The organism is Pseudomonadota bacterium (assembly GCA_016195085.1).
Lineage (GTDB): Bacteria > Pseudomonadota > Alphaproteobacteria > SHVZ01 > SHVZ01 > JACQAG01.
In genome coordinates, this window is the sequence record JACQAG010000071.1 from 81,367 (window position 1) to 105,284 (window position 23,918).

At 67.9% G+C, this 23,918-nt stretch carries 21 protein-coding genes; 4 read left to right on the forward strand and 17 right to left on the reverse strand.

Translation table 11 applies throughout. The annotated features are described in order from the left end of the window. The first annotated feature begins 12 nt into the window (after positions 1-12). Positions 13-828: a PilZ domain-containing protein gene (locus tag HY058_19420; protein ID MBI3499470.1), complete on the forward strand. Its 816-nt coding sequence runs from the start codon at positions 13-15 to the stop codon at positions 826-828. A 689-nt stretch (positions 829-1,517) separates the two neighbouring features. Here the strand turns inward: HY058_19420 and HY058_19425 are convergent. The 6 genes from HY058_19425 to HY058_19450 form a co-directional block, all read right to left on the reverse strand. Then, positions 1,518-2,729 (reverse strand): mandelate racemase/muconate lactonizing enzyme family protein, encoded by a 1,212-nt coding sequence (locus HY058_19425; protein ID MBI3499471.1) that lies wholly within the window; start codon positions 2,727-2,729, stop codon positions 1,518-1,520. Between the two features lie 33 nt (positions 2,730-2,762). Further along, positions 2,763-3,248 carry a GNAT family N-acetyltransferase gene (locus tag HY058_19430; GenBank protein ID MBI3499472.1) on the reverse strand — a complete coding sequence of 162 codons (486 nt, stop codon included), beginning with the start codon at positions 3,246-3,248 and terminating at the stop codon, positions 2,763-2,765. Then, a complete protein-coding gene (locus HY058_19435) occupies positions 3,245-4,105 on the reverse strand; it encodes a carbon-nitrogen hydrolase family protein (GenBank protein MBI3499473.1) in 861 nt (286 codons plus the stop codon). The genes HY058_19430 and HY058_19435 overlap by 4 nt, the downstream gene beginning before the upstream one ends. 3 nt (positions 4,106-4,108) lie before the next feature. Beyond that, positions 4,109-4,366 carry a glutaredoxin 3 gene (grxC, locus tag HY058_19440; protein MBI3499474.1) on the reverse strand — a complete coding sequence of 86 codons (258 nt, stop codon included), beginning with the start codon at positions 4,364-4,366 and terminating at the stop codon, positions 4,109-4,111. Between the two features lie 72 nt (positions 4,367-4,438). Next, complete coding sequence (locus HY058_19445) at positions 4,439-4,804, reverse strand: cupin domain-containing protein (GenBank protein ID MBI3499475.1); 366 nt, start codon at positions 4,802-4,804, stop codon at positions 4,439-4,441. Positions 4,805-4,820: 16 nt separating this feature from the next. Further along, positions 4,821-5,576, reverse strand: a complete 756-nt coding sequence (locus HY058_19450; protein ID MBI3499476.1) for a ComF family protein — start codon at positions 5,574-5,576, stop codon at positions 4,821-4,823. A gap of 67 nt (positions 5,577-5,643) precedes the next feature. On the opposite strand from HY058_19450, the gene HY058_19455 reads away from it, so the two are divergent. Then, a complete protein-coding gene (locus tag HY058_19455) occupies positions 5,644-6,579 on the forward strand; it encodes a methyltransferase domain-containing protein (GenBank protein ID MBI3499477.1) in 936 nt (311 codons plus the stop codon). A 23-nt stretch (positions 6,580-6,602) separates the two neighbouring features. On the opposite strand, the gene HY058_19460 is transcribed toward HY058_19455, so the two are convergent. The 7 genes from HY058_19460 to HY058_19490 form a co-directional block, all read right to left on the reverse strand. Next, positions 6,603-7,802, reverse strand: coding sequence for a DUF1501 domain-containing protein (locus HY058_19460; protein ID MBI3499478.1), 1,200 nt, complete (start codon positions 7,800-7,802; stop codon positions 6,603-6,605). A 5-nt stretch (positions 7,803-7,807) separates the two neighbouring features. Beyond that, on the reverse strand, positions 7,808-9,175 hold the full coding sequence (locus HY058_19465; protein ID MBI3499479.1) for a DUF1800 domain-containing protein: 1,368 nt from the start codon (positions 9,173-9,175) through the stop codon (positions 7,808-7,810). Between the two features lie 63 nt (positions 9,176-9,238). Then, positions 9,239-10,573, reverse strand: a complete 1,335-nt coding sequence (locus HY058_19470; protein MBI3499480.1) for an MFS transporter — start codon at positions 10,571-10,573, stop codon at positions 9,239-9,241. Positions 10,574-10,755: 182 nt separating this feature from the next. Continuing rightward, the gene (locus HY058_19475; protein ID MBI3499481.1) at positions 10,756-11,742 is read right to left on the reverse strand and encodes a GNAT family N-acetyltransferase; all 987 of its coding nucleotides are present in this window, start codon (positions 11,740-11,742) and stop codon (positions 10,756-10,758) included. Next, on the reverse strand, positions 11,723-12,952 hold the full coding sequence (gene argJ / locus HY058_19480; GenBank protein ID MBI3499482.1) for a bifunctional glutamate N-acetyltransferase/amino-acid acetyltransferase ArgJ: 1,230 nt from the start codon (positions 12,950-12,952) through the stop codon (positions 11,723-11,725). Before argJ ends, HY058_19475 begins: the two co-directional genes overlap by 20 nt. Positions 12,953-13,017: 65 nt before the next feature. After that, positions 13,018-13,929, reverse strand: a complete 912-nt coding sequence (locus tag HY058_19485) for a peptidylprolyl isomerase (GenBank protein MBI3499483.1) — start codon at positions 13,927-13,929, stop codon at positions 13,018-13,020. Between the two features lie 148 nt (positions 13,930-14,077). Then, entirely contained in the window at positions 14,078-14,878 is an 801-nt protein-coding gene (locus HY058_19490) for a hypothetical protein (GenBank protein ID MBI3499484.1), read from the reverse strand. A gap of 342 nt (positions 14,879-15,220) precedes the next feature. Here HY058_19490 and secA point away from each other — a divergent pair, with 342 nt between their 5' ends. Together secA and HY058_19500 are read left to right on the forward strand one after the other, a co-directional pair. Further along, complete coding sequence (secA, locus tag HY058_19495) at positions 15,221-17,938, forward strand: preprotein translocase subunit SecA (protein ID MBI3499485.1); 2,718 nt, start codon at positions 15,221-15,223, stop codon at positions 17,936-17,938. Positions 17,939-18,192: 254 nt separating this feature from the next. Then, a complete protein-coding gene (locus HY058_19500; protein MBI3499486.1) occupies positions 18,193-18,996 on the forward strand; it encodes a 3'-kinase in 804 nt (267 codons plus the stop codon). Positions 18,997-19,156: 160 nt separating this feature from the next. Here HY058_19500 and HY058_19505 read toward each other — a convergent pair whose 3' ends face one another. From HY058_19505 to HY058_19520, 4 genes are all read right to left on the reverse strand, one after another. Beyond that, positions 19,157-20,686 (reverse strand): MFS transporter, encoded by a 1,530-nt coding sequence (locus HY058_19505; protein MBI3499487.1) that lies wholly within the window; start codon positions 20,684-20,686, stop codon positions 19,157-19,159. Between the two features lie 161 nt (positions 20,687-20,847). Next, positions 20,848-21,786, reverse strand: a complete 939-nt coding sequence (locus HY058_19510) for a patatin-like phospholipase family protein (GenBank protein ID MBI3499488.1) — start codon at positions 21,784-21,786, stop codon at positions 20,848-20,850. Beyond that, positions 21,786-23,009, reverse strand: coding sequence for a multidrug effflux MFS transporter (locus HY058_19515; GenBank protein MBI3499489.1), 1,224 nt, complete (start codon positions 23,007-23,009; stop codon positions 21,786-21,788). Before HY058_19515 ends, HY058_19510 begins: the two co-directional genes overlap by 1 nt. Positions 23,010-23,151: 142 nt before the next feature. After that, positions 23,152-23,862: an SDR family NAD(P)-dependent oxidoreductase gene (locus HY058_19520; GenBank protein MBI3499490.1), complete on the reverse strand. Its 711-nt coding sequence runs from the start codon at positions 23,860-23,862 to the stop codon at positions 23,152-23,154. Positions 23,863-23,918: the final 56 nt, after the last annotated feature.

The window sequence follows — 23,918 nt, forward strand, 5'->3', positions numbered from 1 at the left end:
TGCGAGGTAGCCATGGCGGTAGCAGTACAATCCGCGCAATCGCGCCAAGAGCTCGAGCAAGCGCTGGTCAAGCGGGCCGAGGCCGAGTTCGAGAAGATGATCGGCGATGCGGCAAACGGCAATCCCGATGCCGTCGAGCGCAAATCCAACCGTGTGGCCGAGATCGCCAAGGACAAGGCGTTCCCGATGGCGCGGCGAAAGGAGTTCCAGGACCGCTGCAAGCTCTTGCTGCGGCAAGCCTACGAGATGAGCGTGAATCTCTTTCTCGACGACGCCAATGGTGCCGTCAGGGCGGGCGACGAGGAGCGCAAGAACAAGCTCATCACCAAGGCCAAGGAGCACTACTCCATGGCGCTGCGCGCCGGCGCTGATGAGGACTTCAAGCTCGCGGTCAAGCGCAAGCTGGAGATGATCGGCATGACCAGCCCCGCCGGCACCAGCGAGAAGGCGAAGAAGGCGGCTGAGGACGAGGCGGCGAAGCCGCAGCCCGTCTCCAAGGCTCCGAACGGGGTCGAGCGCCGACGCGCCATCCGCTACAACGATCCGCTGGTCACCGCGACCATCGCCGGCACCAGCTACAAGACGGTGAACTGGTCGATCCGCGGCCTCTTGATCGAGGCCTATCAGGGTCCGCTGGCGGTCGGCGACAAGGTCACCATCGGCGTCTCTTGGGAAGGCAGCAAGGAGGCGGGGCTGTCGCCGGCGCGCGTCGTACGCCGGGACGCGGAAGCCGGCCTGATCGCCGTCGAGTTCAACGGCATCGACGGCAACATGCTGCGTTTGGCCCACGCCATGCGCCTGCAGGAGATCGCACCCTCGCCGGAATGAGCGCGCTCGAGCGCTGGCGGCGGAGGATCGGCGGGACCCAGCTTTGCTACGGTCGCGCGGCCATGGAGCCGCACGCCGTCAGCCATCTCCCGCATGCCGGCGATCATGACTTCGACCGAGGCCTTGTTCGAGGCATGGTCGCTGTTGCCGCCGAGCCAGACGAGCGCGGCCAGGCCGAACAGCCCCAAGACTTCCCGATCGAGCTGCATGAGCGCCTCACCGTCGCCCGCAGCGATAGGCCGCGCCACCCCGCGGCTCGAACGGACGCCGCGGGGACTTCCCCCGAGCTCCGCTGCCGATGCCACGCGGAGCCGCCGCTCGCCGGCACCCAAAGGCGCGGTACGCGGGATCGGCTCCGGCGCGGTGCCTTCACCCGGGTCGGAGGCCTGTATCAGCACCGCCCACGAGACGGCGGATCGCTTCTTCGCCGCGGGCGCATCGGCCACGGTCGAGGCGGTCGAGAGCACGAGCATCAACAGCAGTGATTCGACGAGCCTCCTTGCGAGGATGGCGCTGCCAGCCATGTGCGTTCCCCCCCGGGCATCCCTCCGCACAGTGGCGATCCGATGTTCTGAGTCGAATGCACCTCACGACGGGTAGACGGCGATTGCGTATCTCCCCGACTGTCCCCACACGGTCTCGTCTCCAGATGCGCTGAGTCTAAACCTGGCCGCCAGCGAAATATGCGTTCAGGCGAGATCGGTGCGCCGGACGATCGCGTCTTTCCGCTTGGCCACGTCGGGCTGCAGCCTGGTGCCGAGACCGGCGCCCGACATGGGATGGACGTAGCCCTCCTTGACCAGGGGAAGCTCGGTCAGCAGCTCGCGATACCAGCTCGTGAGATAGGCGCGCACCACCTCCTGCATGAGGGCGTTGGGCGCGTTCAAGGAGAGATGCACCGAGGCCACCAGCACCACCGGGCCGGTGCAATCATGGGGTGCTACCGGGCGCTGATAGGTCTCGGCCAAGGTCGCGATCTTCTTCGCCTCGCTGATGCCGCCGCACCAGGACAGATCCAGCATGACGATGTCGGTCGCCTGCGCCTCCAAGAGGTCGCGGAAGGCAGAGCGGGTGGCCATGGTCTCGCTGGCGCAGACGGGAACGCGGGTGCCGCGGCGGAATTCGGCGATGGCGGCGACGTTGTCCATCTTGATCGGATCCTCCGCCCAGAACGGCTGGAACGGCTCGAGGGCCCGGGCGATGCGGAGTGCCGCCGGCAGGTTCCACATCGAGTGCATTTCGCACATGACGTCGATCCTGTTGCCGACGGCCTTGCGGATCTTGGCGAAGGGCTCGAGGCCCTGATCGAGCTCCGGTCCGGAGATGTAGGTGCCGCCGGATCGTTCCGCATAGGGATCGAAGGGCCAGATCTTCATCGCCGTGAAGCCCTCCTCGATGAGGCTGAGCGCCAGCTCGTCGGCGCGGTGCACGAAGGCCTGCTGGTCCTCATACGGCCCTTCGGCGGCGGCATCCTCCTTGCTCCAGGCGGCGATCTCGCGGCGCTGCGCCGAGCGGGCGTTGTAGGTGTAGCCGGCGCAGGTGTTGTAGACGCGCAAGCGGTCGCGCGAGAGGCCGCCCAGAAGCTGGTGGATCGGCAGCGAGACCGATTGGCCGAAGAGATCCCAGAGCGCGATGTCGACCGCCGAAGCGCCACGGGTCTCGACCGAGCTGGAGGCGAAGCCGAGATAGCCTTGCAGCAGGTGGCGCGAATGCGCCTCGATGCGCAGCGCATCCTTGCCGAGGAGGTAGGGGGCGACCTGCGCATGCAGGTAGGCCGCCACCGCGTCGGCGCCGCGGAAGGTCTCGCCGAGGCCGACGAGGCCCTGATCGGTGTGGAGCTGCACCCATAGGATGTTGGGGAACGAGCGGAGCTGGATGGTCTCGAGCGCGGTGATCTTCATGCCCGGAGCCTAGCAGGCGGCTGCAACTACCGGCTAGTGTCGCTCCGCTAACCGCGCCAGCGCGTCGCCTTCGATCCAGCGGCAATTGACCTCGGTCCGGACGGCATCGATGCGATCATAGAAAGCCATCGCATCCGTGTTGGCTAGGCGCACATGCCACATGATGTGGGAAAAGCCGCGCTTGTGGCACTCGCGCGCCAGGCGCTGGAGCAACAGGCGGCCCACGCCGGCCCGGCGCCAGTCCGGCTCGACATAGAGATCGTCGAGGTAGAAACCGGGCTTCGCATCCTCCACGCTGAACACCGGCATGTAGATGGCGTAGCCCTGGAGCGTGCCGGCGCAGGTGGCGACCAAGGTCGAGAAACGGGCGCGGGCGCCGAAGCCGAAGCGGCGGAAGCCGTCGGCGGTCATGCGTGTGCCGACCTTACCTTCGAAGCGGGCGAGCCCCAAAACCAGCTCCGCGACGCGCTCGCCATCCGCCGGACGAGCGCGGCGGATGACGATCTCCGCCCGGCTCATTCGCCGGCGGCGCGGAAGGCGGGGTTCACCAGCTCCGCCGGGGCGAAGGGGCGATCATGGGTCAAGGACGGAACCTTGCGCCTGGCTTCGGCCACGTGCGCCGGGTCGATGTCGACGACGGTGACGCCCGTCTCGGTCCCCGCATCGGCCAGGATGTCGCCCCACGGCCCCACCACCAGGGAATGGCCGAAGGTCTCGCGGCCCTCAGCATGCACCCCGGTCTGCGCCGGTGCCACCACGAAGCATCCGGTCTCGATCGCGCGTGCGCGCAAGAGCACGTGCCAATGCGCCTCGCCGGTCACCCGCGTGAACGCCGACGGCACCGTCAAGAACTCGGCACCGGCCTGAGCCAAGGCCCGATAGAGCTGCGGAAAGCGCAGATCGTAGCAGACGGTGAGGCCGAGGCGTCCCCAGGGCAGCTCTGCCATGACCGCACGCTCGCCGGCCTGATAGGCGGCGGATTCGCGGTAGCGCTGGCCGTCGCCGAGATCGACGTCGAACATGTGAATCTTGTCGTAGCGGGCGACGATGTGGCCGGCCGGGTCGAGGAGGAAGCTGCGGTTGGCCATGCGCTCTTCGGCGAGCTTGATCTGCAGCGAGCCCACCAGCACCCATAGCCCGAGCTCGGCCGCAGCCGCGCGGAAGGCGGCGAGCGCGCTCGAGGCTTCTTCGGTCGTGACCTTGGCGCGGGCCTGATCGCGCTTCGGCTCGATCATCTGCACGACCTCGGGCATGGTGACGAAGTGGGCACCCTTGGCCTTGGCATCGCGCATCATCGCCAGCACGGCCTTGACGTTGGGCTCGATGTCGCGGCCGGAGTTGGTCTGCAGCAGCGCCAGCTTGAAGCGGCGATCCATTGCTTATGCTCCCAGCATCGGGTCGAGCTTGCCGGCGCTGTCGAGGGCGTGAATGTCGTCCGAGCCGCCGACATGCACGCCGTCGATGAAGATCTGCGGCACCGTGTTGCGGCCGCCGGCACGCTCCCGCATCGCCTTGCGCAAGCCGGGATCCATATCGACGTCGTACTCCAGGAAAGACACGCCCTTCTCGCGCAAGAGCGCCTTCGCCCGCGCGCAATAGCCGCAGAAGGAGCTGGCATAGATCTCGACCTTGGCCATGGCGACTCCGCTTCAATCCTAACGATGGTCAGTGGCGATCATTGCGTCCACCGATTGCATTCGTGCCCATGCTCATGCCTTGCCCGGCTGCTCGCCGCCCTCCGGGCCATAGAATATGACCCAGAGCACCAAGTCATGGGTGAAATCCTCGAACCGGTGCGCCATGCCCGCGGGCACGAATAGGATATCGCCGGGCTCGACCAGATCAACCGCCTCGCCGTGGACGAAGCGGGAATTGCCGCTGACGACGACATAGACCTCGTCGCGGGTGTGCGGCTGCTGCGGATCCTGCTGCTTCGGCGCATAGAGCTTCAGCTCCAGGGTGCCGTGGCGGAACGCGGTCGCCGAACGAATGCCGGCGGCAAGCTCGATCCGCGCCAGCACCTCCTCGACGCCGACGCGAAACCCATGACCCGTGGCGACCCTGGTATTCGACATTGATTGGGCTCTCCGCTCAGCTCCCGTAGACGACGCGCGCGACCGTCAGCACGTCCACTGCTGCCGCTCCCGCCCCTTTCAGGGCTTGGGCGCAGGCGGCAACCGTGGCGCCCGTGGTCAGCACGTCGTCGACGAGCAGGACCCGCTTGCCGGCCAGGACGCTCATCTGTCCAGGGCGGATGGCGAAGGCATGGGCGACGTTGCGCGCCCGCTCCCGGCGGTTGAGCTCGGTCTGCGGCGGGGTTCGCTTGCGGCGGCGCAAGAGATCGGGAAGAACGCGGATGCCGGTCTCCTGCCCGAGCGCGTTCGCCAACAGCGAAGCTTGGTTGTAGCGCCTGGAGAACAGCCGGAGCCAATGCAGCGGCACCGGCGCGATCAGATCCGCCTCGCCCAGGAGCTCGCGCCCGGCGCGCGCCATCCACCGGCCGAAGGCCGGGGCGGCATGGGTCTGGTCGTGGAACTTGAAGCCGGTGATGAGCGGCCGCGTCGCCTCGTCGTAGCGGAACACCGCGCGGGCTCGCCGCCAGGGCGGCGGGTCGGCGAGGCAAGCCCCGCACCAGGCGCCGTCATCTGCCGGCAGCTCGAAAGGCCGCCCGCAGCAGTGGCAGAGCGGCTTGGCGATGAAGGTCACTTTCGTCCAGCAGACCCCGCAAAGCGATCCGGGCTCATCCACGGTCTCCCCGCAGCGGAGGCAGCGCGGCGGCAGCACGGCATCCAAGGCGGCGCGGAGCGCGCGATGGGCCACGGCGCCGAGTTGGATGCCCCCGTTCATGGCTGCCCATGGTCGGGGCCGCGGGTCATGCTGTCAATCGCCACGCCCGCATGCAATATGAGCGGGCATGACGACGCTGAGAGCCCCTGGCGAACCCGCCTCCGGCGCCTTGGTCTTCGATCGCAAGGCGGTCCGGCGGCACCGCGAGCGGGCCGCTTCTGGGCTGGAGCGTCACGACTTCCTCTTGAGCGAGATTGCCGAGCGCTTGGCGGACCGGCTCAGCGACATCAACCGCCGCTTTCCCATTGCCGTCGACCTCGGCTGCCATACCGGAACCCTCGGCCGCATCCTCGCCGGCCGCGGCGGCGTCGAGCGGCTGATTGAGGTCGACCTCGCCTTCGCCATGGCGCGGCGCGCGGGGTCGCTTGCCGTCGTCGGCGATGAGGAGGCGCTGCCCTTCGCCTCCGGCAGCCTCGATGCGGTGTTCTCGGTCTTGAGCCTGCACTGGGTCAACGATCTGCCGGGTGCCCTCATCCAGGTCCGCCGCGCGCTCAAGCCCGACGGGCTGTTCTTGGCCGCACTGCTGGGCGGCGAGACCTTGACCGAACTCCGCCACTGCCTCATCGAGGCCGAGCTTGCCGAGGAACAGGGCGCGAGCCCGCGGGTATCGCCCTTCGCCGATCTCCGGGACGGGGCGGGATTGCTGCAGCGCGCCGGCTTCGCGCTCCCGGTCGGCGATGGCGACCGCTTGACCGTGACCTATGCCGATGCGCTCACGCTGATGCGCGAGCTCCGCGGCATGGGCGAGAGCAACGCCACAAGCGAGCGGCGGCGCCATTGCTCCCGGCGCCGGACCATGCTGGCCGCGGCGGCGGCCTATCAGCAGCGCTTCGCTCTCGCCGATGGGCGCATTCCCGCTACCTTCGAGGTGATCTATCTGACGGGCTGGGCGCCGGCGGCGAACCAGCAGCAGCCGCTCCAGCCCGGCAGCGCCGAGGTCAGGCTGGCGACGGCGCTCGGCACCACCGAAGCCTCGGCCGGCGATAAGGCGAAGCCCAGATAGGCTGTTCGAGGCTCTAAAACCGGTCAGGCATCGAGGATCTCCGGCAAGGCCCGGGCCTGGCTGCTTCCGGGAAAGACCACCCGGTCGAGGGCGTCGTCCGGCAACCCTAGATGCGCGCCCAAGATGCCCTTGAGCAGGCTGCGGAGGTCGGTCGTCGGCATGAGGTCGCGGGCTTCATAGAGCGCGTTCTCAGCCAGGCCCGGCCAACGGCCGAGTATGCGGCCGCCCGCCACCTTGCCGCCGAGGATGAAGGCGACGCCGGCGGTGCCGTGATCGGTGCCGCCGGTGCCGTTCGCGGCAACCGTGCGTCCGAACTCGCTGGCCGCCACCACGATGGTCTCGCTCCAGACCGGGCCCAGCCCGTCCGCCAGCGCCGCCAGCCCTTCGGCCAACGCCGTGAGCGGCTGCATCAGCCTGCCGTTTTGCTGCGCATGGGTGTCCCAGCCGGTGATCTCCAGGACCGCGATGCGCGGACCCTCGGCGGCGGCTAGCAGCTTGGCGCCGGCCGTAGCCGCGATGCGGAAGGCTTGCGGACCGCGCATATTGCCGCCCATCTCCCGGCTGTCGCCGATGAGCTCTGCGCTCATGGCGTGCGCGCCGAGCCCCTCCTCTAAGGCCGGCCCCAGGAGCGCGTCGCGCCGATAGAGGGCCGCCACCTTGGCGAGGAAGTCGGGCGAGGCGTCGGGAAGCTGCGCCGGCGCCCAGGAGGCAACCGGAGCGGACCCGCGCAGCACCAACGGCACGGCGTGGCCGAGAGCAAGCCCGAGGCGCTGCTTGCGGGAACCCAAGAGACCGATCGCCCGGTTGAGCCAGCCCTCGGGCTTGGCCCGGGGATCGTCGGTGCCGTTCTCCAGGAGGTCCTGGCCGTCGAAATGCGAGCGCTGCCGGTAGGGCGTGGCGACGGCGTGCAGCACCGCGAACTGCCGGGCCTGCCAGAATCGTTCCAAGGGCGCCAAGGCCGGGTGCAGTCCGAAGCGACCGTCGAGGCCGATCATGCCGTTTTCTTGGCCGGGCTCGGGCAACGCCAAGGCGCCCCTCAGGCTCCGATACTCGCTCTCGGCATAGGGCGGCACCGCGGCCAATCCATCGAGGCCGCCCCGGAGAACGACGAAGACCAGCCGCTTGTCGGTGTTGGCGGATGCCAGCGCCAGAGACGGCAGGCCGAGGGGTGCGGCTGCGGCCAGGGCCGAGAGGCCGAGGAGCGTGTGGCGTCTGGTCAGCATGGCTCTCATCTCCTCTGGAACTCGGGTGCCGCCAAGAGGAGGGCCAACCCTTCCGCGCGGCTGCCGGCCCGCTCGATCGCTTGGCGGGTATCGGCCGCCAGCAGCGGCCCGAGGCTCGCCTCGGCCAAATCCATCGGCTCGTCAGCGAGCCTGGTGCGCTCGGCCAAGGCAAGGGCGAACTCGACCCGGCGCATCACCGACTCGGGCCCCACCCAGGAGCGCGCATCATCGGGCCATCCGGCGGGCGAGGGTGCGGCCAAGGGCGGCTGGCCCAGCGCCGCCAGCGTCTTCACCAGCTTGTCGCCGCCGGCGCCCGCGGACCCGGTCAGGCGCAAGGCGGAGAGAAAATAGTCGTTCGGCGATTTGATCTTGCCGTTCGCCATCGTCCACGCTTCGCTGGAGCGGACGAGCGTCAGCGCGAGCGCGCCCAAATCCCCCTCGCTCTCCGTGAACACCCGGACGAGACGCTGGACCGCCGCTTCCGGCGGATCGTCGGCGATGAAATGGCGGGCGAGCTTGGTTGCGATGTGGCGGGCGGTCGCCGGATGGCGCGCCAGCATGCGGAGCGCGGCTTCGCCTTCCGCGGCACCCGACTCCTCGAAGCGCCGGCCGAGCAGCATCTTCTCGCCCGGCTCATGCAACTGCGGCACGAACATGTAGTGGCCGACCCAGCGGGTCCGCAAATTGCCGACGGTCCAGCCGGTAAGGATGCGGGCAAAGCTCTTGACGTCGTCCTGGTCGTAGCCGCCGGTGACACCCAGCGTATGCAGCTCCAAAATCTCGCGGGCCAGATTCTCGTTGAGCCCGCGGCCGCGCCGCTGGCCCAGTGGGCTCGTCGGCCCGGTCGAGAGCGCATTGTCGAGATAGAGCAGCATGGCGGGATGGCGCGCCACCGCCAGCAGCATGTCCTGGAACTTGGCCGTCACATGCGGGCGGATCGCCTCCTTCTCGAACGGAACGGCGATGCCGGCGACCACCGGGCGCACCGCCGAGACGGTGAAGTGGTTGCTCCAGAACTGGACCAGCCGCTCGCGAAACGGCTGATCCGTCTCGATCTGCGCCCTGGCACGGATGGCGGTGTCGGCGAGGAAGCCCTCACGGTATTGCTTGCGGAAGAGCCGGACGACCTCGTCGATGCCCCGTCCCTGGGCCTGGAAGAAGAGCAGCAGCCGCTCGGGGCTCGGCGGCACCGCGTCATAGGCCGCCGGAGCGGCAGTCTCGGGCATGAGCTGGCCTTCGAGCCAACCGAGCGGGTCCGGGGACACAAGGGCGAGCTCGCCGGGCCGGGCGCCGAGGCCGAACCGCGTCGTGGCGACGACCGCTTCGTGAGAAATCAAGGCGCTGCTCCGGCGGGCGATCTGCCCCGCATTCATGCCACTATACACGCCCCTCCTTAAGCATTCCTGTGCGCCCGATCACTCCGCCAAGGAACCGGCTCAGCGCCTGCCGCCCAGACCCCAGCGCCTGGGGAAAAGCGGCCGCTTGCGGTGACCCGCCGGCCGCGCGCCGGTTTCGGTGAGGCGCGGCAAGGTCACGATCGCGACCGCGGCGCGGGCCAATGCCGAGAGCGCGAACATGGGGATGAGGTGGCTCCCCCAGGACCAGGTTTCGCCGAAAAGCGTCAGGCTCGTCGGCATGCGCTCGACCAGCCAGGCGGCGGCGAGGCCGCCCACGAACCAGAAGCTGGTGGCGAGCACCGTGTGGATCGCGGTGAAGAGCCCGCGCCGGCTCGGCGTCACCGTGTCGTAGAGAAAGGTCGAGGATGCCAGCGCATAGCCCGACCACGCCGCACCCGTCACCATCTGCGCGCCGATCAGGAGCCAGTAGTTGGTGGTGAAGATCCACACCACCGGCACCAGCGGAATCATCGCGCCGGAGACGACGATGACGATGCGGTTGCCGTAGCTGTCGCGCACACGGCCCCAGAGCGGCAGCAGCAAGGCTTGGGTGACCGCGCTGACGGCCGTGTTGCCCATGAACTCGATATAGGTGAAGTGCAGCTCGCGCAGCATGTAGACGTTGAAGAATGGCCCGGAGAACACCACGGCCGCATACATGAGGCCGATCGAGAGCGAGTAGCGCACGAAGTTGGAGCTGGTGATGCGGTGCCAGATCGATTGTGCGGGCGTCGTCGCCTGGGATTCCCGGGGCGGTCCGGGATCGGCCACCTGCATGAGCTGCCAGAACGAATAGAGCCGGCCGAGACCGCCGAGGAAGAACACCGTGGCGAAGCCCCAATAGGCCAGCTCGACGGCCTGGAAGGCCTCGAGGATGAACCCGGCGCCGGCGATGGCAAAAAAGGTGGCGACGTTGATCCAGGCGGTGCGTCGGCCGAACCAGCGGCCGCGGCGGCGTTCCGGCAGGAGATCGCCCACCAGGCTCGTCCACATCGGTGCCGCCAGATTGTTGCCGGCATGGTAGGCGAGCGCGCAGAGCGTCAGGATCGGGATCGCATGTGCCGGCCATAGGGGCGGCAGCGCGATCATCGGCACCAAGGCGATCGCCTGGATCGCCACACCGGCCAGGATCAGCGTCTTCCGGCGCGCGCCGAAGCCGGCGATCCAGGCGGAGACGAGCTGGACCAGCGAGCCCACCCAATTGGGGAAGGTGGAGAGGATGGCGACCTGGCCGGCCGTCGCCTCAAGGAAGACGGCATAGGCGCCGAGATAGTTCTCGCAAGCCCCGACCAGGATGGCGTAGCCGATGCCGTCCTTCATGGTGTGCCGGAGCGAGCGGTCGGCTTCGGGATCGGGCGAGTAGCGCTTCGGCATTTCAGCGGGCTGGGAGCGCTTGCGTATCGACGTTTGAACCTAGCAGCAAGCCCCCACCCCGACCCTCCCCCACATGCGTGGGGGAGGGAGCGAAGACGTATCCTCACTCCCTCCCTCGCCGTCCTCGGCGGGGGAGGGTAGGGGTGGGGGCATTCCGGTTGCTAGAGCCGGACAATGCGACCCTACAGCAGGTCGCGCAGCATGGCGATGAGAGGTTGATCGGCCGGAGGCATCGGATACTGGGATAGCCGCGCCGGCCGGACCCAGGTCAATTCCTGGCCCTCGCGGGCGGTGACGATGCCGCGCCAGCGCCGGCAGACGAAGAGCGGCATCAAGAGATGGAAGTCGACATAGCGATGCGAGGCGAACGCGATCGGCGCCAGGCAGCTCTCGGAGGTATCGATGCCCAGCTCTTCGGCCAGCTCGCGCACCAAGGCAGACTCCGGGGTCTCGCCTGCATGCACCTTGCCGCCCGGGAACTCCCAGAGACCGGCCATCGCCTTTCCGGGCGGGCGTCTTGCCAGGAGCACGCGGCCATCGGCGTCGACCAGTGCGGCAGCGCTCACCAGCACCACCGGCAGCTCCACGGGCGCTGACCGACGCGCCGGATCGCAGCCGGCATGCTCGAGGTGATAGAGCGCGACCGGGGCCGACAGGCCGCGCGCCGGGAATTCGTGCACCGCCTCGCCGACGAGCCGGAAGCCGCAGCCGATGAGCACCTTGGCCGAGCGGACGTTCTCGGTGTGCACGGTGGCGGTCAGACGCTCGAGATTGAGCTCTTCGGCGGCGAAGGCAGCGACCGCCTGCACGGCTTCGCTGGCGAAGCCTTGGCCCCAATAGGCACGGCCGAGCCAGTAGCCGATCTCGCCGGCATCGGGTCCGGCGACGATGAGGCTGATCCCGCCGATCAGCGCCATGTCCTCGCGCTTGAGCAGCACGAGATCGAGCTCGCCGGTGAGCGTGAGCGGCCGGGACGCCTCGGCGATCCAAGAGCGGGCCGCGTCGGTATCGTAGGGATGCGGCATGCGCGCGGTGTAGCGCGTCACCTCGGCGTCGGCCGCGAGCGGGGCGATCGCCTCCGCATCGGCCGGTTCTGGACGACGCAGCACGAGGCGCTGAGTGGCGAGCGGCAGTCTCCGCTCGATGGCGTCAGCTGCGGTAGCTGCCATTGATGTCGACGTAGCGGTGGGTCAAGTCGCAGGTCCATACCGTAGCCTTGCCCTTGCCGACGCCGAGATCGACCTCGATCAGGATCTCGCGGCCCTGCATGTGGCGGGCGACCGGCGCCTCGTCGTAGCCCTCGACCCGGGCCCCGTTCGCGGCGACGGCGACGCCGCCGATGCGGATCGCCAGGCGGTCGCGCTCGGCCTTCTCTCCGGCCTTGCCGACCGCCATGACGATGCGGCCCCAATTGGCGTCGCCCGCCGCGACCGCCGTCTTCACCAAGGGCGAGTTGCCGATCGCCAGCCCGACGCGCCGTGCGGCGCGCTCCGAGGCGGCCCCGGTGATCCGGATCTCCACCAGCCGCTCCGCCCCTTCGCCGTCGCGCACGACCTGGAGGGCGAGATCGCGCATGACCTCGTGGAGCGCCTTGCGGAAGGGAGCGAGCCGGCGGTCGCCGGCATTCTCGATCGGCGCATGGCCGGCCTGCCCGGTCGCGAACAGGAGCAGGGTGTCGCTGGTCGAGGTGTCGCTGTCGACGGTGATCGAGTTGAAGGTCTTCGGCGTGCCCTCCGACAAGAGCTTCTGCAGGATCGGTTGCGCGATGCGGGCGTCGGTGAAGATGAAGCTCAGCATCGTCGCCATGTCGGGCTGGATCATGCCGGAGCCCTTGGCGATGCCGTTGATGGTGACCGGCATGCCGTCGATCTTGACCGTCCGGGTCGAGCCCTTGGGATAGGTGTCCGTGGTCATGATGGCGCCGGCCGCCTTCGGCCAGGCGTCGCCGACAAGGCTCGCCTTGAGCTCGGCCAGCTTGGCGATGATGCGGTCATCGGGCAGCGTCTCGCCGATGACGCCGGTGGAGGCGACGTAGATCTCATCGCCGGCGCAGCCGAACAGCGCCGCCGCCGCCGCCGCCGAACGCTGGACCCCGTCGCGCCCCGCGGCACCGGTGAAGGCGTTGGCGTTGCCGGCGTTGACGACGAGCACGCGGGCGCGGCCATGCGCCAGCGCTTGGCGGCACCATTCGACCGGTGCCGAGGCGGTGAGCGAGCGGGTCAACACGCCCGCAGCACCAGTCCCCGCCGCCAGCGACACCAGCAAGAGATCGATGCGGTCCTGGTAGCGGATACCGGCGGCGCAGGCGGCGATGGCGACGCCGGCGATCGGCGGCAGATCGGGAAAGCGCAGGGGCGCCAGCGGCGAGATTTGGGTCATGGAGCGAACCGGCTTCAGGAGGCGATCGTGATGGTGGACGAGGAGGGGCGGCGGCTCCGCCGCTTTTATTCGGTGCGCGGCGTGCCGTCCAGGTTGAAGCGCTCGAGCTTGGCGCCGTCGCGAAGCTGCTTCACCACGTCGGTGATGATCTGCTGCGAGAGCTCGCTGGTCAGCTCCTCGCGCGCCTCCTCGAAGCTGGGCGGCTGCGAGCGGCGCTTGTCCTCGACCCGGATCACGTGCCAACCGAAGCTGCTCTTCACCGGCTGCTCGCTGGTCTGTCCCTTGGCGAGCTTGAAGGCCACCTCGGAGAATTCCGGCACCATCTGATCCTTGGTGAAATAGCCCAAATCGCCGCCGCCGGTCTTGGCGCTGGGATCGATCGACTTCTTCCGCGCCACCTCGGCGAAATCCGCGCCATTCTTGAGCTCGGCGATGACCGCCTTCGCCTCATCCTCGCTCTGCAACAGGATATGGCGGGCGCTCACCTCCTCCTGGCCGGGATTGTCGGCCACGAATTTGGCATAGCGCTGCTTCAGCTTGTCGTCGGTGACCTGCTTCTGCACCTCCTTGGTGAGGTAGGACTCCTGGATCAGCCGATCCTCGAAGTTGACCAGCCGATGCTTGAGCTGCGGGTCATCCTGGAGCTTGAGGGTCCGCCCGGCAGCCGCGATCAGCTTGAGGTCGACCAGGCGATCCACCAGGAGCGGATAGAGCACGTCCTTCGGCATCTGCTGGTATTGCTGGGGCAGCTGCTGGGCGGCGCCGGCGAGATCGGAGCGGTAGATCGGATCGCCGTTCACCTTGGCCACGACCGGATCGGCGTCCGGCTTGCCGACTTGGCTCTGCGCGCCGGCGAATCCGCCGGGGGGTGCGGCGGGGGCTTGGGCGCCGGCTGGGGAGGCGGAGCCGAGAGCGATCAGGGCGACGGCGGCGAGCGCCAGGGCGAAGCGGACGAGGCCGGCGGAGCGGGGCATCACGGAAATCACATCCTCGATTGGCGGAAAAAAAGACAAGCGCGGCACCCCAGGGAGCGCCCGCGCGTCTCCGCTAATCATAGCCCACGATCCAGCCCCGACAAGCGGCAAGCCGCTCGCCCGTGCAATCCTGCTCAGAATCCGCCCGGGCTCAGACCGTCACGTTGACCGGATTGCCGCCGGCCACCAGGGAGAGCCCGCCGCTCGAGGGCAGCGGCACGGCCAGATCGAAGCTGAGTCCGGTCACCGCACCGGCGCCAAGCCAGCTCTGGCTGCCATCGGCACCGGTCAGGCTGAGCCCGAGGCCGTTGTCCGAGGAAGCCGCGGCAACGTCCGAGAAGCTGCCCACCGACACCGTGGCATCGAGGCTGGTGCCGAGCTCGGCAAAGCGGGCCTGCAATTGCCCGCCATCGGCGCTCACCTTCAGGTTCTCTTGCGCGGCCTTGACCGCGACCTTGGCTTCGCCGAAATGCGCCTCGCCGCCGGCGCTGCCCGCCCCGCCGCCGCTGGCCTTGAGCGAGACCTCTTGGACCTTGAGCTGGAACTTGCCGCCGGCGCCGGCAAACTCCACCGAGACGCCTTTGAAAGCCAGCGTCAGCCGCGCCTCTTGGGAGGCCGATCCGGCCAGCACGTGCGCTCCTGCCTCAGTCTTGGCGATCTCAGTCACCTGGTCGGCGACGGCGTGGGCCACGCTCGGTTCGAGCCCGATGGCGCGGACCACGTCATAGACGGAGTCGCGGGCCAGGCCCAGGCCGCGGGCGAAGGCCGCCCAGGCCGCGACCTCGAGGCTGCTATTGCCCGCGTTGGTTTCATGCACGCTGGTTGCGATGTGATTGTCCGGCGGGTGATGGGTCGGCCTGAGATGCAAATCCCCGGACTCGGCGAATGCCAGCCGACTCTGAACCAGAAGATTGCCATTGGCGTCGGAGGACGCCGGGAATGATGGCAACATGACAGACCTCCTTCTGAGGTTTGGTGTGCCAAAAACATCTAACCCAATGACCTAGCTCGGCATTTTGCCGCGCGCCGGCATTGGCTGGGCCATAGGCCCAAGGCGCATGGACACCATGCACTAGTAGAATATTAATGCAGGCGCGGTTCTTATTCAAGATGCCACCCGCATGGGCCGAAAACCGGCCGTCGCGGCCGGCCCTTCGCGGCCGCCGGGCCCTCGACGGCCTCGGGGCAGTCTCGTTGACAGCCCCGGCCGCTCCACCTATCTCTCAAGCGTTCCGCGCGGATCGAAAGGCCCGGCGGCCTTCGTTCCAGTGATCCATACCCCCCGAGGCCACTCATGTTCGGCGCCTTCGCCCGAAGCCTGTTCGGCAGTGCAAACGACCGCATCCTCAAACCTCTGCGCAAGGAGGTGGCGGCCATCAACGCGCTCGAGCCCGAGCTGGTGACGCTGAGCGACGACGAGCTCAAGGCGCGCACCGAGTGGCTGAAGGCTCGTTGCGCCGCCGGGGAGAGCCTGGACGAGCTTCTGGTCGACGCCTTCGCCACCGTGCGCGAAGCCGCCAAGCGCACCTTGGGCCAGCGCCATTTCGACGTGCAGCTCCTGGGCGGCATGATCTTGCACAAGGGCCGCATCGCCGAGATGAAGACCGGCGAAGGCAAGACCCTGGTGGCGACGCTCCCGGTCTATCTGAACGCGCTTGCCGGCAAGGGCGTCCACGTCGTCACCGTCAACGACTATCTCGCCCGCCGCGATGCCGAATGGATGGGCCAGATCTACAAGTTCCTGGGCCTCACCGTCGGCGTCATCGTGCACGGCATCGACGATCCCGAGCGCCAGGCCGCCTATCGCTCGGATGTGACCTACGGCACCAACAGCGAGATGGGCTTCGACTATCTCCGCGACAACATGAAGTTCCGCCTGGAGGACATGTGCCAGCGCGAGTTCTTCTTCGCCATCGTCGATGAGGTCGACTCCATCCTCATCGACGAGGCGCGCACGCCGCTCATCATCTCCGGGCGCACCGAGGATTCCTCCGAGTCCTATCGCCGCGTCGACCGGCTGATGTCGAAGCTCGTACGCGACGACTATGAGATGGACGAGAAGCACCGCACCGCCACCTTGACCGAGGCGGGCGTGGAGAAGTTCGAGACTCTGCTGCGCGAGGCCGGCCTGTTGAATGAGGGTACGCTCTACGATCTGACCAACGTCTCGCTGGTGCATCACCTCAACCAGGCGCTGCGCGCCAACACCCTCTACCTCAAGGACCGGGACTACATCGTCAAGGACGACAAGGTGGTGCTCATCGACGAGTTCACCGGCCGCATGATGGAGGGCCGCCGCCTGTCGGAGGGCCTGCACCAGGCGATCGAGGCCAAGGAGAACGTCGAGGTGCAGAGCGAGAACCAGACGCTCGCCTCGATCACCTATCAGAACTATTTCCGCATGTATCCGAAGCTGGCCGGCATGACCGGCACGGCGATGACCGAGGCCGGCGAGTTCAGCGAGATCTACAAGCTGGACGTGGTCGAGATCCCGACCAACATGCCGATGATCCGCGCCGACAAGGACGACGAGGTCTATCGCACCCAGCGCGAGAAGGTGGACGCGATCGTGGCGCTCATCGAGGAGGCGCGCACCCGCATGCAGCCGGTCCTGGTCGGCACGGTGTCGATCGAGAAGTCCGAGGCGCTGTCGGAAGTCCTGAAGGGGCGCAAGATCCCGCACCAGGTTCTGAACGCCCGCTATCACGAGCAGGAAGCCTATATCGTCGCGCAAGCCGGCCGGTCGGGCGCCGTCACCATCGCCACCAACATGGCCGGCCGCGGCACCGACATCCAGCTCGGCGGCAACTTCGACATGCGCGTGCGCCAGGAGCTGGCCGGCGTCGAAGATCCCGAGCTCAAGCAGCGCGGCATCGAGCGCATCAAACGCGAGATCGAGGCGGCGCGCGAGGTGGTGCGCCAGGCCGGCGGCCTGTACATCATCGGCACCGAGCGCCACGAGAGCCGGCGCATCGACAATCAGCTCCGCGGCCGGTCGGGCCGCCAGGGCGATCCGGGCGCCTCCAAGTTCTTCCTGTCGCTCGAAGACGACCTCATGCGCATCTTCGGCTCCGACCGCATCGACGGCATGCTGCAGAAGCTCGGCATGAAGGAAGGCGAGGCGATCGTCCATAGCTGGATCAACAAGGCGCTCCTGAAGGCGCAGCAGAAGGTCGAGGCGCGCAACTTCGAGATCCGCAAGCAGCTTCTGCGCTTCGACGACGTCATGAACGAGCAGCGCAAGGTCATCTACGAGCAGCGCCGCGAGGTCATGCGCGCGAGCGACGTCGCCGAGATGATCGAGGGCATGCGCGAGCAGACCATCGACGATCTGATCCGGCGCTGCATTCCCGCCAACGCCTATGCCGAGAAGTGGGACGTGCATGGACTGCACACGGAGGTGCTCCGCATCTTCAACCTCGATCTGACGGTCGCCGACTGGGCGAAGGAGGAGGGCATCGCCGACGAGGCGATCCGGCACCGCCTGACCGACGCGGTCAACCGCAAGATGGCGGAAAAGGCGGCGAACTACGGGCCGGAGCTGATGCGCTATGCGGAGAAGAGCCTGCTCCTGCAGATCCTGGATACGACCTGGAAGGAGCACCTCTTGGCGCTCGACCATCTGCGCCAGGGCATTTCGCTCAGGGCCTATGCGCAGCGCGACCCCTTGAACGAGTACAAGAGCGAGGCTTTTGTTCTGTTCGAGGAGCTGCTGTCGCGGCTGCGCGATCAGGTGACGATGACTTTGGCGCACCTCGAGCTCCGCTTCCGCGGGCCGGAGCCCGAGCCGGCGCCCTCCTCGGAGCTGGTGAGCGAGCCGGCCGGTGCGGGAGAGGGCGGGGCGCGGGGCGAACGCAGCCAGCGCTTGCGGCCGCGCGCCGTCGGCATGGCCGTCGACGCCGCCGATCCCACCACCTGGGGCAAGGTCGCGCGCAACGCGCCCTGTCCCTGCGGCTCGGGCAAGAAATACAAGCAGTGCCACGGCAAGCTGGGTGCCACGGCGGCGAACTAAGGGCGGCGCGGCTAGTCTCCTCGGTGCCTTCTTAACTCGTCATGCGCGGGCTTGACCCGCGCATCCACGTCCTGCGCCGGTGCCGTGCGCAGTTGCATGCGCATAAGATTCACCACAGAAACACGGAGAACGCGGAGAATTGATCATTCCTCTCCGTGTCCTCCGTGTCTCCGTGGTGAACTTTCTTTCTTGCTATGGCGGCGTTGATTGGAGCCCAGTGTCGGCTGAGCTAGGCTGACGTCGTGATCAGGAACGTGTTCGAGCCATGGCTCACCCGCTGGCACCTGAGGCCGGTTGGCGAGGCCTTCAAGACACAGCACTCCGGTAGCCACCTCATACCGGTGCTCTACGGGGGCGCTCCAGCGATGCTGAAGATCGCGCCCGGCTTGGAGGAACGCCGAGGAGCAGTGTTGATGGTCTGGTACGGCGGGAACGGCGCCGTTCGCGTGCTGGAGCTTGAGGGCGAGGCGGTGCTTCTCGAGCGAGCGACTGGCCGGCGCAACCTCGCCGACATGGCGAGAAACGGCCAGGACGATGCTGCAACTCATATCCTCTGCGCTACGATCACGCGACTGCACGCGCCTCGGGCCACCGTACCGCCGACAACCCTCGTCCCCCTGTCCATCTGGTTCCGGGAGCTGACGCCGGCTGTCGCGCCTAACCACGAGATTCTCGCCAAGTCCGACATGGCCGCGCGCGAGCTCCTGTCGGCACCGCGTGATGTCGTGGTGCTGCACGGCGACATTCACCACGGCAACGTCCTCGATGGCGAGGGCCGCGGCTGGCTTGCCATCGATCCCAAAGGCCTAATTGGCGAACGCGGTTTCGACTATGCCCACATCATGTGTAACCCGGATAGAGAGATGGCTACCGCGCCGGGCCGGCTACGGCGCCAAGCGCAAATCGTGGCGCAGATCGCCGGGCTGGATCTGACCCGCCTACTCATGTGGATACTGGCTTATGCTGGCTTGTCCGCATGCTGGACGTTGGATAGTGGCGGCGATCCCGGACCGGCGCTTGCAATCGCGGAAATCGCCGTGGCCGAGTTGACCACGTGACGTGGATGCGCGGGTCAAGCCCGCGCATGACGAACTATATGGATGTGGGGAACCACCGCTGCTGCGCCCGAAGATGGCGAGCACATCGCGGATGTCGGCGCCGCTGCGGTCGGCGGCAGCGCAATAGCAAACAGGGCCGCCTCGGGCGGCCATCCCGCTGTTAGTCGCCGCGCGCTTCGTGTCTTCCCGGCGCACTAGGCGCTGGGTTCCCGTTCTCGCGCGAGTCGCTCGACGCGTGCGGGCCTCGTCTTGCATGCATCGGTATGAGCCAGGTTGCGATCAGGGTCAGCGCCGCGCTGATTGCAACGCCCCAAAAGCTCAGATGCAGCGATCGATCGAACAGAGTTCGAACCGCCGGATTGCCGGCGAGCTCGGCCAGCCCGGTCGGATGGCTGAGCAGCTCATGCACGCCGATGCCGAGATCGCCGCTGCCATAATGCGTGATGCCGACGTTGAGAAGGGCGCCCAGCACCGTCGCGCCCAATGTGCTGCCGAGGCTGCGCGCGAAGATGACGGATGCGGTGGCGCTGCCGCGCCTCGACCACTCGACGCTCTCCTGCACCTGCGCGATGGTGGTGATGCTCATGATCCCCATTCCGAACCCCATGAAGAACGAGCCGATCCCGACCATGATCGGATCGCTCTCGGGGGAGAGGAACAGAAGGAAGGTGGCGCCGATCGGAAAGAGCGCGCTGCCGGTCCGGAGCGTGCGCCGGATCCCGAAAGCGCGATAGAGCCGGCTCGACAGCATGACCGACAGCGGCCAGCCGACCGTGAGCATGGTGATGGTGAAGCCGGCGACGATCGGCGAGCGGGCAAGCACGCCCTGAACATAGAGGGGAATGACCGTGGTCAGGCCCAGGAGCGCCATGCTCGCCAACAGGGTGGCGACATTGACAGTGAGGATGAGCCGCCGCGTCCAGAGCTCGATCGACACGATCGGTTCGGGCGTTTGTTTTTCGTGCAGCAGAAACCAGCCGCCGGTGAAGAGCAACAGGAGGCCCAGCGGCACCAGCATCGAGAGGCCGGCCTCGATCTCGGTCAGGATGATCAGGAGAGAGCCGGTCGCCACCGAGAAGAGCAGCGCCCCCAGATAGTCGATGCGCGCCTGTTTGTGCTCGACCCGCTCGGCCAGAAACACCGCGAAGCCGATGATCGCGGCGATGCCGATCGGGATGTTGATCCAGAAGATCCAAGCCCAGGAGACCGTGTCGACGATGATGCCGCCGGCGAGCGGGCCCAGCACGCCTGAGGTCGCCCAGACGGTCGACATGACGCCTTGCACCCGACCCCGCTCCTCGATCTTGTAGAGGTCGCCGATCACCGTCATCGTCACCGGCTGGATCGCGCCCGCACCCAGCCCCTGCAGGAACCGGAAGCCGATGAGTGCCGTCATCGACCAGGCGTAGCCGCACAGCAGCGAGGCGATCAGAAAGACGACGATGCCGGCGATCAAGGTCGGCTTGCGGCCGAAGATGTCGGCGAGCTTCCCGTAGATGACGGTCGTCGTCGATTGCGCGAGCAGAAAGGCGGAGAACACCCAGCTGTAATGGCCGAGGCCGCCGAGCTGGCCGACGATGCCGGGCATGGCGGTGGCGACGATGGTCGCCTCGATGGCGACCATGAAGGTGGCCACCATGATCGCGGCGATGACGAACGGGCGCTTCGAGGGATGGACGGCGTTGGACATCGAGCGTTCCCGTTCGGAAGGCGGAACACCGCCAGCCTGATGAGGCTGACCCGCGGAGGCCGCAGGGAATCCGCAGAGAAACGAAATCGAGCGGCGCGTCAAGCAAAGGCTCCGCGACCTCCGCGCCTCCTCCGCGAATTCAGCGGTAAATATTCAAGAAATCAGCGGCTGTTGTGGCCGAAGATGGCGAGCGCGTCGCGGATGTCGGCGACGGCGCGGTCGACGGCGGACTCGCCCTCGGCGATGACCTCGTCCGCCCGGTGGAACTCCAACAGACCGATATGGCCGACCCGGGGCGTGATCGTCACGTCCGGCGGCTCGCCCGCCAGGCGCGAGCGCGCCAGCCGGTCCTGCACGATATTGAGGGCCGAGACCATCACCCCGAACATGCTGGGCGCATCAGGATCCCGCCCGAACATGCGGGTGAGGAAATTGTCGGCACGCCATCCCGTATCGTCTGGCCGCGTCTCCTCGAGCTCGGCCAGGAGGTCGAAGCCGGCGACAGTCGGATAGGTGCGGCCGGGCCGCCTCAGCTTGCCGATGAGATCGGCATGCAGGTTGACGGCGATGGTCATCTGCGCGCCCATGGCGCGGCACACCGAGACCGGCACCGGGTTCACCAAGGCGCCGTCGATCAGCCAGCGGTCGCCCAGGCGCACCGGGGGAAAGACGCCGGGCATGCTGAAGGAGGCGCGCATCGCGTCCACCAGCGGGCCCTCGCGCAGCCACACCTCGTGCCCGGTCGAGAGGTCGGTGGCGATCGCGGCGAAGGGCTGCGGCAGATCGGCGATGTCGAGGCCGCCCAGATGGTCCTCCATCTCCTTCAAGAGGCGGGCGCCGCCAATCATGCCGCCGCCGCCCAGCTTGAAGTCGAGATAGGAGACCATGCGGAACTTGGTGAGGCTGCGCGCCCAGACTTCGAGCTGATCGATGCGGCCGGAGAGATGCGAGCCGCCGACCAAGGCGCCGATCGAGGTACCGCAGACGATGTCGGGCTTGATGCCGAGGCGCCCGAGGCCGCGCAGCACCCCAAGATGCGCCCAGCCGCGGGCGACCCCGCTGCCGAGGGCCAAGCCGATCAGCGGGCGCTGCATCGCCATCAGTCGGCGACCGGGCGCGCGGCTGGCACGGCGGCACCCGGCCCGGTCAAGGTGCGGCGGGTCAAGAGCGTGCCGGTGGCGGAAAGGGTGAGGGCGGCCAACATGAAAAGCGCGAGCGGCATCTGGTTGCGGTCCAGCATATGGCCAATCGCGAGCGTGCCCAAGGCGCCAATCGCCATCTGCAGGCAGCCGAGCAACCCCGAGGCCGCGCCGAAGGCGCGGGGATCGACGCTGACGGCGCCGATGATGGCGCCGGGTTGGCTCAAGCCGTTGCCCATGGTCACGCAGATCATCGGCAGGAACAGCGCCGCCGGGGAGAGAATGCCGATGGCGCCTAGGAGCGCCATCGCCAGCACGCCGGTGATCGCGACCAGGGCGCCCAAGACGATCATGCGCTCGACGCCGAGCCGAATCATGAGCCGGGCGGCAAGGAAACTGCCGAAGATATAGCCGGCGGACACGCCGAAATACCACAAGGCATAGACGCGGGGCGGCTCACGCATGACCTCGACGACGAGGTAGGGGGCGCCGGCGAGGAAGGCGTAGAAGGCGGTCGCGGAGAAGGCCACGCTGCAGCTATAGCCGAGAAAGGCTCGCTGCCGCATGAGCCGCCAATAGCCCATGATGGTGACCGCCAGCCCGGGGAGCGGGGCGCGCTCATGGTGGGTCTCCGGCAGCGCCCACCAGATCCCGGCCGCGAGCAGGAAGCCGACGCCGGCCAAGGCTGCGAAGATCGCCCGCCAGCCGAGCCAAGCATCGATCGCCGCACCGACGGCAGGGGCCAAGGCGGGGGCGACCGACATCGCCATGTTCATATAGGCGAGCACGGTTGCCGCTTGGCCGCGGCTCCAGGCATCGCGCACGATCGCCCGGCTCAAGACCAGGCCGGCGCAGCCGCCCAGCGCCTGCGCGATTCGGGCCACGATCAGCACCCCGATCGATTGGGCAAGAAGCGCTCCCAGCGCCGAGAGGGCGTAGAGCGCCACGCCCGCCAGCAGCAAAGGCCGGCGGCCGAAGCGGTCGGAGAGCGGGCCGTAGACGAGCTGGCCCAGGGACACGCCGATCAGATACAGCGTAAGCGTGAGCTGCACGGTCGCGAAGTCGGTAGCAAACACCTCAGCCAAGCGCGGCATGGACGGGATGAAGATATTGAGCGCCAGCGGCCCGAGGGCGCTGGCGACGATGAGCAGGATGACGGGTGGGCGCGGGGCCACGTCGGGCATGAGGAAAACATCCGGCGGCGAGGGCGGCTGCGATCTTAACACGAGCTCATGCGCGCGCTGATCGAGGCCGAACTCTATGTCGAGTTCCTGATCGTGCCGGCTTACGGCCGCGTGATCGCCGCCGGCGGGCGAGGGGACGCCCTCAGAACTTCTCCACCCACGGCCTCAAGTCGAGCTCGAAGGCCCAGGCGGTTTTCGGCTGGCGGTGGAGCTGCCAATAGGCCTCAGCGATGGCGTCGGGCTCGAGGAGCGCGTCCGGTCCCCGCTCAGCCGCCGCGGCACGATAGCGCTCGGAGGCGATCTGGCCGTCGATCACCACATGGGCCACATGAATGCCCTTGGGCCCGAGCTCGCGGGCCATGCTCTGGGCGAGCGCCCGCAAGCCGAACTTGTTCATGGCGAAGGGCGCGAAATTGGCGCTGCCGCGCACCGACGCGGTGGCGCCGGTGAAGAGGATGGTGCCGGCGCCGCGTCTGACCATGCGGCGCGCGGCTTGCTGGCCGACCAGCAGGCCGCCGAAGCAGCCGATGCGCCAGGCCCGCTCGACCTCGGCGGGATCGAGATCGAGGATCGAGCCGCGGGCAAAGGAGGAGGCGTTGAAGACGACGAGATCGGGCGAGCCCAGCTCGGTCTCCACCCGCTCGAACAATCTCTCGACGGCGGCGCGTTCGCCGGTATCGGCGCCATAGGCGCGGATGGTGGACTTGGGCTGGCTCGCGACGAGCTCCGCCAGCGTCGCCTCGTTGCGGGCGGCGACGGCGACTTGCATACCCTCGCGGGCGAAGCGCTTGGCCAAGGCCCAGCCGAGGCCGGGACCGACGCCGACGACGAGGGCGGTTTTCTTCTCGGGCATGGTTCGGATCATCCAAGGATGGTTTGAGGTTTGCGGGCGATCCTAGACCAAGTGGC

Bases quoted from the DNA above. Each gene is read 5' to 3' on its own strand.
- HY058_19450 (MBI3499476.1), bottom strand. From the start codon at position 5,576: ATGAACGGGGGCATCCAACTCGGCGCCGTGGCCCATCGCGCGCTCCGC.
- HY058_19465 (MBI3499479.1), bottom strand. From the start codon at position 9,175: ATGAATGCGGGGCAGATCGCCCGCCGGAGCAGCGCCTTGATTTCTCAC.
- HY058_19425 (MBI3499471.1), bottom strand. From the start codon at position 2,729: ATGAAGATCACCGCGCTCGAGACCATCCAGCTCCGCTCGTTCCCCAAC.
- HY058_19460 (MBI3499478.1), bottom strand. From the start codon at position 7,802: ATGCTGACCAGACGCCACACGCTCCTCGGCCTCTCGGCCCTGGCCGCA.
- HY058_19505 (MBI3499487.1), bottom strand. From the start codon at position 20,686: ATGTCCAACGCCGTCCATCCCTCGAAGCGCCCGTTCGTCATCGCCGCG.
- HY058_19490 (MBI3499484.1), bottom strand. From the start codon at position 14,878: ATGTTGCCATCATTCCCGGCGTCCTCCGACGCCAATGGCAATCTTCTG.
- HY058_19475 (MBI3499481.1), bottom strand. From the start codon at position 11,742: ATGGCAGCTACCGCAGCTGACGCCATCGAGCGGAGACTGCCGCTCGCC.
- HY058_19520 (MBI3499490.1), bottom strand. From the start codon at position 23,862: ATGCCCGAGAAGAAAACCGCCCTCGTCGTCGGCGTCGGTCCCGGCCTC.
- HY058_19445 (MBI3499475.1), bottom strand. From the start codon at position 4,804: ATGTCGAATACCAGGGTCGCCACGGGTCATGGGTTTCGCGTCGGCGTC.
- HY058_19510 (MBI3499488.1), bottom strand. From the start codon at position 21,786: ATGGCGATGCAGCGCCCGCTGATCGGCTTGGCCCTCGGCAGCGGGGTC.
- grxC (MBI3499474.1), bottom strand. From the start codon at position 4,366: ATGGCCAAGGTCGAGATCTATGCCAGCTCCTTCTGCGGCTATTGCGCG.
- HY058_19470 (MBI3499480.1), bottom strand. From the start codon at position 10,573: ATGCCGAAGCGCTACTCGCCCGATCCCGAAGCCGACCGCTCGCTCCGG.
- HY058_19420 (MBI3499470.1), top strand. From the start codon at position 13: ATGGCGGTAGCAGTACAATCCGCGCAATCGCGCCAAGAGCTCGAGCAA.
- HY058_19435 (MBI3499473.1), bottom strand. From the start codon at position 4,105: ATGGATCGCCGCTTCAAGCTGGCGCTGCTGCAGACCAACTCCGGCCGC.
- HY058_19430 (MBI3499472.1), bottom strand. From the start codon at position 3,248: ATGAGCCGGGCGGAGATCGTCATCCGCCGCGCTCGTCCGGCGGATGGC.
- argJ (MBI3499482.1), bottom strand. From the start codon at position 12,952: ATGACCCAAATCTCGCCGCTGGCGCCCCTGCGCTTTCCCGATCTGCCG.
- HY058_19515 (MBI3499489.1), bottom strand. From the start codon at position 23,009: ATGCCCGACGTGGCCCCGCGCCCACCCGTCATCCTGCTCATCGTCGCC.
- HY058_19455 (MBI3499477.1), top strand. From the start codon at position 5,644: ATGACGACGCTGAGAGCCCCTGGCGAACCCGCCTCCGGCGCCTTGGTC.
- secA (MBI3499485.1), top strand. From the start codon at position 15,221: ATGTTCGGCGCCTTCGCCCGAAGCCTGTTCGGCAGTGCAAACGACCGC.